We start from the raw sequence: 13,487 nt of genomic DNA, 5'->3' as shown, positions 1-13,487 counted from the left end.
CTGGCATTCATAAGATTAAGAAAACCATTCTCTTATTACCAGCAAAAATATGGGACTGTGTTCTATGGGCTAAACAAACTGTACCTGCTCATGGAAAAACAACACAACAGAGGCCAGGATGGCGCTGGTGTGGCCACAGTAAAACTCAATACGGAACCCGGCGTTCCCTTCATGCACAGGATTCGTAGCGCCGCCCCACAAGCTATCGGCGATATTTTCGGTAAAATCCGGGAGGAAATCCAGGAAATCGAAAAGTATCAACCCGAAATCACCAAATATCCCGGTCTCCTGAAAGGACATATCCGGTTTCTTGGTGAAAACCTGATGGGACACCTCCGCTACGCCACCCAGGGCAAAAACAACGTGGAACTCTGCCACCCGTTTGTACGCTACAACACCATCCCTGCCCGTAACCTTGCTATGGCAGGCAACTTTAACCTGGTAAATGCTGATGAGCTCTTCAAATTTGTTCAGGTAAACCCCGGTGAAGTCCACAAAAATTCTGACCTCGCTGCCATGCTCGAAACCGTTCATCACTTCCTCTCTAAAGAAGATGAAGAACGCCGCAATGGCCTCGATGTTAAACATATCCTGCAACAGGCATTCTCCCTGTTCGACGGCGGCTATCACGCCTGCGGCCTTATCGGCACCGGCGACGCCTTCGTCATCCGCGACCCGCACGGCATCCGCCCGTCCTACTATTATGTCAACGACGACGTGATCGTGGCCGCTTCTGAAAGAGCCGCTATCCGCACTACCTTCAACGTAGGCGAAAATGAAGTGCTCGAACTGATGCCCGGCAACGCCCTCATCGTAAAAGAAAACGGCGAATACGCAATCGAACAAATCCTCGAACCGAAAGAACGCAAAGCCTGCTCCTTCGAAAGGATCTACTTCTCCCGCGGTAACGACGAGAAAATATACAAGGAACGTACCTCCCTCGGCCGTAACCTGTCGGCTACTGTGCTCAAAGCCATCGACAACGACCTGAGAAATACCATCTTCTCCTTCATCCCCAACACGGCGGAAGTAGCCTTCTATGGCCTGTTAAAAGGACTGGAAGACTATCTCAACAAAATCAAAGTGGAGAGAATCCTCTCCTGGGACAAAGACTACGACGAGGAGAAGCTCAATGAAATGATCAACCGTCGTATCCGCATCGATAAAATCGCTATCAAAGACGTGAAAATGCGCACCTTCATCACGGAAGATTCCAGCCGTAATGAAATGGTACAGCACGTATACGATATTACCTACGGTACGGTAAGACCTGGCATCGACTCCCTCGTTGTGATCGATGACTCTATCGTTCGTGGTACCACCCTCCGCGAAAGCATCATAAAAATGCTCGACCGCCTCGGCCCCAAACGCATCATCGTGGTATCTTCTGCTCCGCAGATCCGCTACCCCGACTGCTACGGTATCGATATGAGCAAAATGGGCGACTTCGTGGCCTTCCAGGCTGCCATCGCCCTGCTGAAAGACCATGGCAAGGAACACATCCTCCAGGAAGCCTATGGCCTGTGCAAAGAATTACAACGTACCAACACGCTCCACGCACAAAACGTGGTGAAGAATGTCTATAAGCCATTCACACCGGAACAGATCTCCGCTAAAATCGCGGAAATCCTCACTCCGGAAGGTATCGGCGCCCATGTGGAAGTCATCTACCAGTCTATCGAAAGCCTCCATGAGGCGTGCCCCAACAACCTGGGCGATTGGTACTTCACCGGTGATTATCCTACTCCCGGCGGCAACCGCGTGGTAAATAAAGCCTTCATGAACTTCATGGAAGGCAAAAATGAAAGAGGCTACTAAATCAAGACTCCGTCATCATAAAAAAAGCGAAGATCAGTAACTGATCTTCGCTTTTTTAGTGGTATCCTGCCGTGTTAATTTTGTCTTAAATCATCCCCGGCTGGCTGGCATTATTCTCCTAACACATTAACTTCCTGTAAAATCTTTATTTTCGTTCCGGTAAATCACCGTTTTCAGCCCATGAAAACACTCCTACTCATCCGTCATGCAAAATCCAGCTGGACCAATCCGGACATGGACGATTTTGACAGGCCGCTCAATAAGCGGGGAAAACAAAATGCGCCGGAAATGGCCCAACGCCTCGTATCCAGAGGCATGGTCCCGGAGCTGATCATCGCCAGCCCTGCCAAACGTGCCCGCACTACCGCCAAAATCATGGCTGAAGAATGGCACTATCCTAAACAGGCTATCCTCCTCGAAGAAGAACTCTATCTCTGTTACGCTTCCACTTTCCTCAAAGTGATCACCAAGATAGATGACGACTTCAACGCGGTGGCCATCTTCGCGCATAACCCCGGCATCACGGACTTTGCCAATTATCTCACTGAAGAAATCCGCATCGATAACGTGCCCACTACCGGCATCTTCGCTATACAGGCCGATACCGACAGCTGGAAAGACTTCGACCTCGCCCGCAAAAAATTCCTCTTCTTCGACTACCCCCGCAACAACTAACCTTTCACAATCTTATTATAAGAAGTACTAATACCTTTTATCAGTGATGAACTGAAGCCCTGGTGCTCCATTTCATTCAGTCCGGCTATGGTACAGCCCTTCGGAGTAGTCACCTTGTCAATTTCCTCTTCCGGGTGACGGTTCTCACGGATCAACAGCTCGGCTGCGCCTTTCACCGTTTGTGCAGCAATCAGGCTGGCTGTTCTTACATCGAACCCAATTTCAATACCGCCCTGTATATTGGCACGGATAAAACGCAACGCAAAGGCAATACCGCAGGCACCCAACACGGTAGCGGCATCCATCAGCTTTTCATCGATGCTGACAGTAGCACCCAACTGATCAAACATGGTCTTTACATAACGCAACTGCTCTTCGCTGGCATTAGCTGCACAGATGCAGGTAATAGACTCCTGTATGGCAATGGCTGTATTAGGCATGGCCCGCACCACCGGCATGTCCGGTACAATGTGTGATAAGTCGGCGATACTGACACCAGTCACCACACTGATCAGAATATGTTTTGCGGGGTCCAGGTCACTCTTCAGTTCCTGTAACACCTCCCGCACATTGTACGGCTTCAGCGCCACTACAATCACCTCCGATTGCCGGATGGCTTTCGCATTGTCTGTCTCCACCTGCACACCGGCAGCCTTCAGATCGGCCAGTGTACTGGTATTGCGCTTGGTAACGGTAATATCGGACGGCTGGGAAAAACCGCTTTTCACCAATCCCTGTGCGATTGCTGAACCCAGATTTCCCCCGCCTATAATGGCTATTTTTTTGGCTGACATAAAATTTATTTTTTTCAGATAAAATCCTACGGAAGGTATAACAATTGCGCCACTGATGCAAACCGCGTGTATTCGTTATCTTGCAACTATGCAGGCAACACACAAGGCAGCCGCTTTTTTCGCCAGGATAAAAGAAGCGCATCATTCAACCAACCCGGAAGATAAAATCCGCCAGTACCGGCAGATACTCGAAACACTGTTTCGCGATCTTACACGGGAAGAAACACGGTCTTTCGGTAACCTGTTTGCGCGTATGCAGTTTTATTTCGATAAACAGGTAGTGCCTCCGGAAATCCGGCAACCTTTGTCTGCGCTCCGCCTCCTCACCAACAGGGCCACCAGCGGCATGTTCCCCCTGCAGGAACAAGAACATCAGTGCTGCATTAAAGCACTCGTTGAAGCCGTAGCCTGGGCTTATCAGGAGCAGGCACCGGAAGACATCCGGCTCCTGTTCCGCGATACCGGCGGTACCCACCTCTCCTTGTCCTATCAGCATCACCCCTCCGATATTCCACTGCTGAAATGTATGGTCACGGGTACCAGCCCGCTGGTACTGAACGATAAAGGCACACATACTTTCACCATCACCGCCAAAAACGATGAACAAGGCACCTTTGAACTATCGCTCGATCAGCTTGATGACCTGACTGTAGTGGCCCTGTATCCTTTGCTGCGCCCATATGACACCATCCTGGTGCATCATTGCCGGCAGGGAGATCATCCACAACACTATCTGACGGCACCCGAAAGCCAGATTATCCTGGAGCCGGACCTGCTCATCGATATCAGCGATCTCGCAGAGTGTTTTACCCATAAAGGCGCTAATCATTTATTATACCTCGTCCGGAAACTGACGCCCCATCAGGCCTCACCAGCGGCTTTTAAGGGAAACCTCGTCAACGCCCTGCTGGACGAAATGCTACGCAACGGCGAAGTGGACGTCAAAACATCCTTCGTGGAAGCGGTGGCGGAAAACGTGCTACAGGCAGCTGCCTACGGCCGTGAGCAGCTCAACGAGATGTTCCGCGATATCCGGCAACATCACTGGGGCAATCTCCACGCTACCGTCCGCGACCTGCGCGACAAACCGGTCCAGATAGAGCCCACCTTTTTCTCTGCCCGGTACGGCCTGCAGGGAAGGCTGGACCTCATGACAGAAGACGATGAGGACCCACACCGTAAAGAGATATTTGAATTAAAAAGCGGGAAAGCGCCCGACTTCAATACGTGGAAAAACCATGAAATGCAGGTAGTAGGGTACAACCTGCTGTTACGTTCCGCCTTTGGCCGGCAACGTAAAGGCAGTTCCGCTATTTTGTATTCAGCCGCTGCGGCTAATCCGCTCCGGAATGTCAGCAGCACGCACCGTACCGAAAATGAGCTGATGCTGTTGCGCAACCAGGTGGTGGCCATGCTGCTGCGGCTGGCAGGAGAGGAGTATAACGTGCTGTCTTCCATCACCGGTGCCGCCGCCACAGGATTGCCGCCCTTCAGCACCGTACACTTTACAGCCTTTGAAAAAGCCTGGTACTCCGCCACGGAAGAAGCCAAAGCCTACTATAAACAGTACCTGTCCTTTGTACTGCGGGAATACCTGCAGGCCAAATGCGGCATGTATTCCGAAACAGACCGTGAGGAAGATGCAGATGGCTTCTCCGCTCTCTGGCTGCAGACAGCCGCGGAAAAGGCGGCCCGCTTTAACATCATCCCCGGATTACGTTTCCGGGAATTTGACCATGTAAACAGCGCCGTACTTTTTGATATAGCCGGTCCCGTTAGCCACAATTTTCGCACGGGAGATACCGCTGTCATCTATCCCCGTACTGGTGCCGGATTACAGCCTTTACAGCAACAGCTGCTCAAAGGCCGCATCGATGACCTGGCGAAAGATACCCTCATCTTTTCGCTCAACAACCGGCAGATGACGCTGGATTTCTTCCGGCAGTTTGATGAGTGGGTCATTGAACATGATATCTATGAGTCCAATTATTGGATGGCAGCGTCTGCGTTGTTCCAGATGCTGTCGCCGGCAAATGCGCAGCGTGTCCGCCTCTTGCTCGGACTGGAAATACCCCGTTGGCAGCCCTTACCATTTCCGGCGCCGGCCATGTTCAATGCCAATCAGGAAAAGATCGTACAGCAAGCGTTGGAAGCGCAGGACTATTACCTGTTACAGGGGCCTCCCGGTACAGGCAAAACATCATCGCTGCTCACCACCATTGTGGGAGAGATGATCAAACAACAGCGTCACGTTGTGATAGTAGCGTTTACCAATAAAGCCGTAGACGAGATTTGCAACAAGCTGGAAGCCCGTCAGATACAGCATTTGCGGCTTGGCGGCCGGAGTACCGGGCCTTCGCAACAGCTGCGCGACCTTTGCCTGAAAGGCTCGTTGGACGATGCCCGTACCTATATCACAGGACATCGTGTTTTTGTGGCAACAGTCGCCACCATGGCTACCCGGCTGGAGCAACTGGTGATGATGGGCATTCCCACAGACACACTGATTGTTGACGAAGCGTCACAGCTCACAGAGCCGCAGCTATTGGGGCTGCTGATGCCTTTCCGCAAGTTTATACTGATAGGAGACCAGAACCAGCTGCCGCCGGTGGTTACACAAGAAGCCACATTCTGCCGGGTGAAAGACCCGCTGCTGCAGGAACTGGGCATACGGGACCTGCGGTGCTCCATCTTTGAAAGACTGATGCACCGCTGTAAACAAGCGCAGTGGCGTCATGCATGGGGAATGCTGAACACCCATTTCCGGATGCACGAAAGTATTGCCAGCCTGGTCAATCACTATTATGCAGGGCAACTGGCGTCAGGCGGGGAGCAGCAACGGGCGGACTTCGATCCGGGTAGCTGTCCGGATACCATGCCGTGGCGGCACATACTGACCCTGGGCAGGAAAATATTTATTCCCAGCCCTTATGAGGCCACTTCCAAAATGAACCAGACGGAAGCTGAAAGGGTCGTTTCCCTGTTGCAGTATCTCAAAACGCAGTATGGCGACTCCTTCAGCCGGGATACGGTAGGAGTAGTCACACCATGGCGCACCCAGATCAGCCTGATACGGGAGCTACTGGCGGGAGACAAGGCCCTGCAGCAGGTGAACATAGACACGGTGGAGCGTTTCCAGGGATCAGAAAACGATATTATTATCGTGTCCCTGGCGGTTTATCATGCCGCACAGGTGGATACCCTGCAATGCCTGGGCAGTTTCACGTGGGATGAAGCAGATATAGAGGTAGACCGTAAGTTGCTGGTAACGTTATCGCGTGCACGAAAACAGGTGGTCCTGCTGGGCTATGAACCGGTTTTGAGCCGAAGCCCGCACTACCGGAAGGTACTGGGTGAGATGGTCAGGGGCAGCCTGTAAAACAGCTAAATCGAAAAAGTAACCTAACAACTATGGCCACACGCTGTATGGCCATAGTCAGACAACATCATATATGATCATTCCTGGCAAACCAGGCGTTAATCCAGTGTTACGTGAGACCAGTTTTCACCGCTTTTAATGCGGTACAGCTGCATTTCGCTGATGTCGAACTGTTCAGCGATCTGCTTCATGGTTTTTTTACCTGGCTTGTTCAGTAAGCGCTTGATGCTCTTCACCTTGGTCACATTCAGTTTCAGCCCTTTGATGCGGTTACGCTGCTTCTCTTTGTAAGCCAGTTTCGCCGGGCTGTTCTGCTGGTGCTCTTCCATTTCCTCTTTAGTCGCCCACTTGAGGTTGTTGGCCTTATTGTTTTTCTTGTCATAGTCCAGGTGGATCACATATCTGTGAGCACGTCCTGGTCTTTTGTTGAAAAGCTTGGCCACTTCCCGGTGCAGGTAGAGTGACTGGTAGCTGTCCGCCGGTTTTACATTCAAAACCGTATAGCCTTCCACGGTAGAACCCGTGAGCAGCTTACCATCTTCTGTACTTTCATGATAACTGATCACTCTCCCCATGTTTGAAACCGCGTATCTCTTACGCAGGGCAGATTTGTTTTTAATCTGTAAGTCTTTCCAGACTTCATTTCTCAGATTTTTAATTGTGGTCATGTGAAAGTAATTTATAATTTTTGTTTTGATGGGGTTAGTCCGTTTAGACGTAAACGTTACAACCAGCCATTTCATTATCAGCTGGTAGAAAATTCTGTTCAGCTAGTGGGGGAGATGTCCTTTCGAAAATGTGGTCCTTGTATTGTGAAACAATTGCGTCTAATACGTCTTCTATTTCAGCTAATGTTTTGTAAGTTACTAATTGTTGCCTGAATTCTTTAATATGGGGCAGTCCTTTGAGGTAATTTGCGTAATGGCGGCGCATTTCAAGGATTCCCACAATATCACCTTTCCAGGACACGGACTGGCGGAGATGCTTTTTGCAGACTTCTACTCTTTCCAAAACAGTTGGAGGCGGCAAATGTTCACCGGTCTTCATAAAATGCTTGATCTCCCGGAATATCCAGGGATAACCAATGGCAGCGCGGCCTATCATGACCCCGTCTACCCCAAATTTCTCCCGGGCGGCTATCGTTTGTTCCGGCGTACATATGTCACCGTTACCAAAAATCGGAATTTTGATACGGGGGTTATTCTTCACTTTACCGATCAGCGTCCAGTCTGCATGGCCTTTATACAGCTGGGTACGGGTACGGCCATGAATAGTCAGTGCCTGTATGCCCACATCCTGCAGCCGCTCTGCTACCTCTTCAATGTTCCTGGTGTTATCATCCCAGCCAAGGCGGGTTTTTACAGTTACCGGCAGCCTGGTGGCTTTTACCACTGCGGCTGTCAGCTTCACCATTTTAGGGATGTCTTTCAGGATACCGGCACCGGCGCCTTTGCAGACAACCTTCTTTACCGGGCAGCCAAAGTTGATGTCCAGCAGGTCGGGGTTCGTTGTTTCCACGATCTGGGCGGCCATGGCCATTGGCTCTTCATCTCCGCCGAAGATCTGGATACCTACCGGTCTCTCATAAGGGAAAATATCCAGTTTCTGCCGGCTTTTGATGGCATCACGGATAAGCCCCTCCGAAGAAATGAACTCGGTATACATCAGGTCAGCTCCGTTATCTTTACAGACCGCACGGAAGGGCGGATCGCTTACATCCTCCATAGGAGCGAGCAACAGCGGGAATTCACCCAATTCTATATTTCCTATCTTCACCATAAGTTAAATACCACAGTGCCAGACCGCAGTTATTATTTTTATACTTTATATTACTCTTTTTCACAGCGGGAAGTGACAGTTCCTTACTCCCGGAGGTAAGCAGGCAGGATACATAAAAAGATGACGGAGATCACCAGGTATCACTGCAAACTGGATTTCACGATGTAAATTTACGCAAAATTAATACAGTAAGTATTTATGACCGGTTATCTGAAACAGTCCCCACCCGCATTACAGTTTATTACCTTTTTCGGTTTTTTCATCGGCTTCATGCTGATGTACAATACAGCCCTGATGTTGCTGATGGAACCGCTAACCGGCCATTCGCTCCTGGACCTTCAAAACGGAGATATTAAGGACCCTAACCTTATCGGCTATCTGAAAATTACGCAGTTTTTATATTCGGTGGTGGTTTATCTGGTCCCGGCAGGCCTTTTTGCCTATCTGTGGCAGCCGTACCCCGGCCGCTACCTTGGCCTGAAACCCGCCCCCAGCGCCATTCAGGTACTGCTGGCGCTGATGGCCATGTACAGCATTACCTGGTTTGGCGGCTACCTGAACAACTGGAATCAGACCTGGAACGTGCCACAGGCAGCCCGCGACATGCAGGAACAAGCCGAAAAACTGGTGGGCGTCATGCTTCGTATGCCTACTATCAAAGACCTTTTCATCAACCTGGTATTGATGGCCATTGTGCCTGCCATAGCAGAAGAGCTGTTCTTCCGCGGTGTATTCCAGCGCCTGCTCATCAAAAGCACCCGCAGGGTATGGCTCAGTGTATTCCTGACTGCTATCTTCTTCAGCTTCATCCATTTCGAAATGCTGGGCTTTATGGTGCGGGTAGTGCTGGGCTTTGTCCTGGGCGCCATCTATGTGCTGAGCGGCAACCTCTGGTTAAGCATCTTTGCCCATATACTCAACAACGGCTCACTGGTAGTGATGATATACTTATTCCAGCAGGGCATCATTAAGACCGACCCCACCAAAGACACGCCGGTAGCATGGTATATCGCGCTGTTCAGCCTTGTGGTATCTGTCGGACTGCTATGGGCGTTACGCCAGAAATCCACGCCCATGCTCATGACAGACCCTGTTCAAAAGGCAGACGACGATCAAATAGACAACATGGGTGTGGATGAAAATCAGTAATTTACCGGGGAGACAAATGTTATTATTATGGAAAAAGGTTGGGTGAAGATATTCTCAAGTGACCGTCCCTTTGAGGCGGAGATAGTAAAAGGTATGCTGGCAGACAACGGTATCACCGCCGTGCTGATCAATCGTCAGTCATCTTCCTACAATATTACCCTCCCCGGACAGGCGGAATTGTATGTACACGAGAAAGAAGAACAGATAGCAAAGGACCTTGTACACAATCATAACAACCTTCCCACCGGCGACCCGAACGAGGTGTCGGAATAGCAATTTGCTCCGCAGGGTAATTTTGTACACTTTTGCGGTTCAGAATTATTAACAGAACTACGCATAATGAAGACTTTTTTTACCCGCACTGCCTCTGCGCTGGTGTTTGTGGCAGTGATGCTGGGAGGTATCTTATGGAGTCCCTTTACCTTCTTTCTGCTCTTTTTCCTGGTCAGTTTCTTTGCGCTGCAGGAATTTTTTAAACTCATGCGCCTGATCGATACCGGTTATAGCAATATACCTTCCTGGCACAAATGGGGGGTAACCATCGCCGGTTGCGCCGTCATGCTGTCTTTCACCGGAGATTATTTTCAAATGGGCGGTATCTCTACCGGCTTCCTTGGCTGGTGGGTCGCTATCATCTTCCTGCTGGTATTACCGCTTGGCGAAATATTACTTGATAAAGATTTCTCTCCCCGCAATGTGGGCTACTCCTGCATGGGACTCCTGTATGCGGTAGTCCCCTTCAGCCTGCTGGTCAATATCCGGCTCAATGCCATGGATATTCACTACACGCCGGAGAACGTAGGTACTGCCCCCGGCTGGCTGATTCCCTTGCTGCTCATCATTTTTATCTGGATCAATGATACCATGGCCTACATCGTAGGCTCTCTCATAGGCCGCACGCCCTTCTTCCCCTCCATCTCCCCTAAAAAAACCATCGAAGGCACCGTGGGAGGGATGATACTGGCCATTGCCGCCGCCGGCGTATATGGCTACTACTGGGGCCAGCAATACCTGTCATTGCAGCATTGGCTGGTGCTGGCAGGCATCGCGGCCATATTCGGCACCATCGGCGATCTGCTGGAGTCCAGACTCAAACGTATGGCCGGCGTCAAAGATTCCGGTAATATCATGCCCGGCCATGGCGGTTTCCTCGACCGCTTCGATTCCCTGCTGCTGGCCACGCCATTTGCATGGATTTATGTACATGCCTTTATGATGGGCTAGTATACACATAATCAATATTTTATATTCATCTGACAGAAAAAAGTATTTCTGAAGTAACTTTGCACTTTGCTTAATCATCCCGGCGAAAGCCGGGATATATATAAAAATCTAACAAACAAGAAAACAAATGAAGATCCATCGTGAAGGATTTGCTACCATTTCCCTTGTATTCCTGGTACTGGCGCTGATCAACGGGGCAGTATTTTACTGGCTGGGCTCTATCCCTGCAGTAAGCTATGCCATTCTGATCTTTTCCATCCTGTTCTTCCTTTTTATCGTATCCTTTTTCCGCGTACCAGCCAGACAGTATACTACCGGAGATAACCTGGTTATCTCTCCCTGCGATGGTAAAGTGGTGGTGATAGAAGAAGTTTTTGAACCGGAGTACTTTCAGGATAAACGCCTGCAGGTGTCTATCTTTATGAGCCCTGCCAATGTGCACGTGAACCGCAATCCTATCAGCGGTACCGTGAAACTGTCGCAGTACCACGCCGGTAAATACCTCGTGGCATGGCATCCGAAATCATCTACGGAGAATGAAAGACACTCTGTGGTAATCGGTAACCAGAAAGCAGATATCCTGGTAAGACAGATCGCAGGCGCACTCGCACGCAGGATCGTTAACTACCTGAAACCCGGTATGCAGGTAAGCCAGAACGAAGAAATGGGCTTTATCAAATTCGGCTCCCGTGTGGACCTTTACCTGCCTTTAGGCACAGAAGTGGCCGTACAACTGGAACAAGTGGTAAAGGGCGGACAGACCGTGATCGCAAAAATCTAGTATATTAGTAGCCTTAAACAGGACTTGTATGAAAAATGTTTTGACTGCACTGACAATGTTACTCCTGGCCACAGGAGCAGCCACCGCTCAGGATAAGCCCGGCCACAAGGCGACAGCCAAAGAGGCCTCAGCGACAGCATGCAAACCGCTGCCCTGCGGCACAGCGAAGCTGATGCAGTATCAACAAGACTCTACAGCCCGTAACAAGACTAAAAAAAGCTGCTGTTTGCAACCCTCCCGCACAGCCGGTCTCAGGACCGCCGCTGCAAAGAAGGCGTCGTAATAAAAGCTATCTTATAAAGAGAACGGGGATTTCGATAATCGAAATCCCCGTTCTCATTTTACAGAATATCTCTGAGTTCTTTCAGATGTCCGATGGTAAACGTTGGCTTAAAATCTACCGGTGGCTTGGCAGGATTAAAATACACCTGGTCCATGCCTACACCATGCGCCCCTTTAATATCCAGCTCCATCGCATCGCCCACCATAATGCTTTCCGCCGCAGTAGTGCCGGCTTTGGCAATGGCATATTCGAAAATCGGAGCATAAGGCTTCAGGCTGCCGGCCACTTCAGAGGTGACGATATGCGTGAAATAATGTTCGATTCCCGCATTCTTCATCTTCAACAGCTGCGTTTCTTCAAACCCGTTGGTAATCATATGCATCGGGTAGTTCTTTGCCGCAAGATAGTCCAGCGTTTCTTTCGTTTCGGGAAACAGCGCCTTTTTGTTGGGCAATATGTCCAGAAACTGTGTACTCATGGCCTGGCACAGCTTTTCATCCCCGATCTTGAAATCCAGCAACGTGAGGCGGAAACGTTTATCACGCAATTCTGCCCGGTTGATGAACCCTTTCCGGAAGCGGTCCCATAACCGTTCGTTGTGCCCAACATAAGATTCGGAAAATGCTTCAAAAGATGGTACTCCGCGATTGGCCAGTCCATAGCTGTTGAAAAGTTCCAGCAAGGTCTCCTGTTCGTTGGTTTCAAAGTCCCAGAGCGTATGGTCCAGGTCAAAGAAAAGATGTTTATATCTCATAACGCGGCAAAGGTACAAAATACCAGACAGATGGGGTTTCCAGACTAAGGTCATTCAACTAAAATTCACTATTTTAACACTTTAATCGAAGAAATTATGAATGCAGTTATAACAGGTGCCAGCAAAGGCATCGGAAAGGCTATTGCAGAAAGACTGGCGGCAGAAGGTTTCAACGTGATCATCTGTGCACGGAATACAGACGCGCTGGCCGCTGCCAAGGCAGCTATTCAGGAGAAAAATCCCGCTGTAACGGTCATCGCCGAATCTGTGGATATGGGCGATAAAGCCCAGGTGATGGCATTTGCAGAGAAAATCAAAAACACATGGTCAACCGTGGACATACTGGTCAACAATGCCGGTATCTTTATCCCCGGCGCCCTGCATGAGGAAGCCGACGGCCTGCTTGAAAAGCTGATGGCCGTCAATGTATACAGCGCCTACCACCTCACCCGCGAGCTGCTGCCCCTTATGATAGCCCAACGTAACGGCCATATCTTCAATATGTGCTCCACCGCCAGCTATCACGCCTATCCCAACGGCGGCTCCTATAGTATCACCAAATATGCCCTGCTCGGATTCACCAAAAACCTGCGCCGGGAGCTGATGTCCCACAACGTGCGGGTAACCGCCGTTAGCCCCGGGCCTACGCTGACCGCCTCCTGGGACGGCTTTGAAGCACCGCCGGACAGGATGATGCCTCCGGAAGATATCGCCAGCGTAGTATGGGGAGCCTTTACACTGGCCAAACAGACTGTTGTTGAAGAAATACAGCTCAGACCTATGTTAGGAGATATTTAAACGAATTAGAAATTACGAATTACGAATTAAGGGTATGTTTATAAAAAGGCTCC

The 13,487-nt window shown here is 50.1% G+C and carries 13 protein-coding genes; 9 read left to right on the top strand and 4 right to left on the bottom strand.

Annotated elements, in window-relative coordinates; all coding sequences use genetic code 11:
• Positions 1-90: 90 nt before the first annotated feature.
• Together HHL17_RS03545 and HHL17_RS03540 are read left to right on the top strand one after the other, a co-directional pair.
• Complete coding sequence (locus HHL17_RS03545) at positions 91-1,818, top strand: amidophosphoribosyltransferase (RefSeq protein ID WP_240975076.1); 1,728 nt, start codon at positions 91-93, stop codon at positions 1,816-1,818.
• A gap of 180 nt (positions 1,819-1,998) precedes the next feature.
• The gene (locus HHL17_RS03540) at positions 1,999-2,493 is read left to right on the top strand and encodes a SixA phosphatase family protein (protein WP_168870788.1); all 495 of its coding nucleotides are present in this window, start codon (positions 1,999-2,001) and stop codon (positions 2,491-2,493) included.
• Here HHL17_RS03540 and proC read toward each other — a convergent pair.
• Positions 2,490-3,287 (bottom strand): pyrroline-5-carboxylate reductase, encoded by a 798-nt coding sequence (gene proC / locus HHL17_RS03535; protein WP_169223406.1) that lies wholly within the window; start codon positions 3,285-3,287, stop codon positions 2,490-2,492. The two genes, HHL17_RS03540 and proC, sit on opposite strands and share 4 nt — an antisense overlap.
• An 88-nt stretch (positions 3,288-3,375) precedes the next feature.
• Between proC and HHL17_RS03530 the strand changes: the two genes are divergently transcribed.
• Positions 3,376-6,666, top strand: a complete 3,291-nt coding sequence (locus HHL17_RS03530; RefSeq protein ID WP_169223405.1) for a DEAD/DEAH box helicase — start codon at positions 3,376-3,378, stop codon at positions 6,664-6,666.
• Positions 6,667-6,764: 98 nt separating this feature from the next.
• Here HHL17_RS03530 and HHL17_RS03525 read toward each other — a convergent pair whose 3' ends face one another.
• Both HHL17_RS03525 and dusB read right to left on the bottom strand, forming a co-directional pair.
• The gene (locus HHL17_RS03525; RefSeq protein ID WP_169223404.1) at positions 6,765-7,334 is read right to left on the bottom strand and encodes an NUMOD4 domain-containing protein; all 570 of its coding nucleotides are present in this window, start codon (positions 7,332-7,334) and stop codon (positions 6,765-6,767) included.
• Positions 7,335-7,377: 43 nt separating this feature from the next.
• The gene (dusB, locus tag HHL17_RS03520; RefSeq protein WP_169223403.1) at positions 7,378-8,445 is read right to left on the bottom strand and encodes a tRNA dihydrouridine synthase DusB; all 1,068 of its coding nucleotides are present in this window, start codon (positions 8,443-8,445) and stop codon (positions 7,378-7,380) included.
• A 198-nt stretch (positions 8,446-8,643) separates the two neighbouring features.
• On the opposite strand from dusB, the gene HHL17_RS03515 reads away from it, so the two are divergent.
• From HHL17_RS03515 to HHL17_RS03495, 5 genes are all read left to right on the top strand, one after another.
• Positions 8,644-9,594: a CPBP family intramembrane glutamic endopeptidase gene (locus HHL17_RS03515; protein ID WP_169223402.1), complete on the top strand. Its 951-nt coding sequence runs from the start codon at positions 8,644-8,646 to the stop codon at positions 9,592-9,594.
• A 27-nt stretch (positions 9,595-9,621) separates the two neighbouring features.
• Positions 9,622-9,867 carry a putative signal transducing protein gene (locus tag HHL17_RS03510; RefSeq protein WP_169223401.1) on the top strand — a complete coding sequence of 82 codons (246 nt, stop codon included), beginning with the start codon at positions 9,622-9,624 and terminating at the stop codon, positions 9,865-9,867.
• A gap of 66 nt (positions 9,868-9,933) precedes the next feature.
• The gene (locus tag HHL17_RS03505; RefSeq protein ID WP_169223400.1) at positions 9,934-10,818 is read left to right on the top strand and encodes a phosphatidate cytidylyltransferase; all 885 of its coding nucleotides are present in this window, start codon (positions 9,934-9,936) and stop codon (positions 10,816-10,818) included.
• Positions 10,819-10,945: 127 nt separating this feature from the next.
• A complete protein-coding gene (locus HHL17_RS03500; RefSeq protein WP_169223399.1) occupies positions 10,946-11,599 on the top strand; it encodes a phosphatidylserine decarboxylase family protein in 654 nt (217 codons plus the stop codon).
• Positions 11,600-11,627: 28 nt separating this feature from the next.
• Positions 11,628-11,882 carry a hypothetical protein gene (locus tag HHL17_RS03495; protein ID WP_169223398.1) on the top strand — a complete coding sequence of 85 codons (255 nt, stop codon included), beginning with the start codon at positions 11,628-11,630 and terminating at the stop codon, positions 11,880-11,882.
• A gap of 58 nt (positions 11,883-11,940) precedes the next feature.
• Here HHL17_RS03495 and HHL17_RS03490 read toward each other — a convergent pair whose 3' ends face one another.
• Entirely contained in the window at positions 11,941-12,636 is a 696-nt protein-coding gene (locus tag HHL17_RS03490) for a YjjG family noncanonical pyrimidine nucleotidase (protein WP_169223397.1), read from the bottom strand.
• Positions 12,637-12,732: 96 nt separating this feature from the next.
• On the opposite strand from HHL17_RS03490, the gene HHL17_RS03485 reads away from it, so the two are divergent.
• The gene (locus HHL17_RS03485; RefSeq protein WP_169223396.1) at positions 12,733-13,434 is read left to right on the top strand and encodes an SDR family oxidoreductase; all 702 of its coding nucleotides are present in this window, start codon (positions 12,733-12,735) and stop codon (positions 13,432-13,434) included.
• The last annotated feature ends 53 nt before the right edge of the window (positions 13,435-13,487 follow it).

It is taken from the genome of Chitinophaga fulva (assembly GCF_012927205.1).
GTDB lineage: Bacteria > Bacteroidota > Bacteroidia > Chitinophagales > Chitinophagaceae > Chitinophaga > Chitinophaga fulva.
The sequence above is the reverse complement of the archived record's forward strand: the minus strand, read 5'-3'. Positions and strand labels throughout refer to the sequence as shown.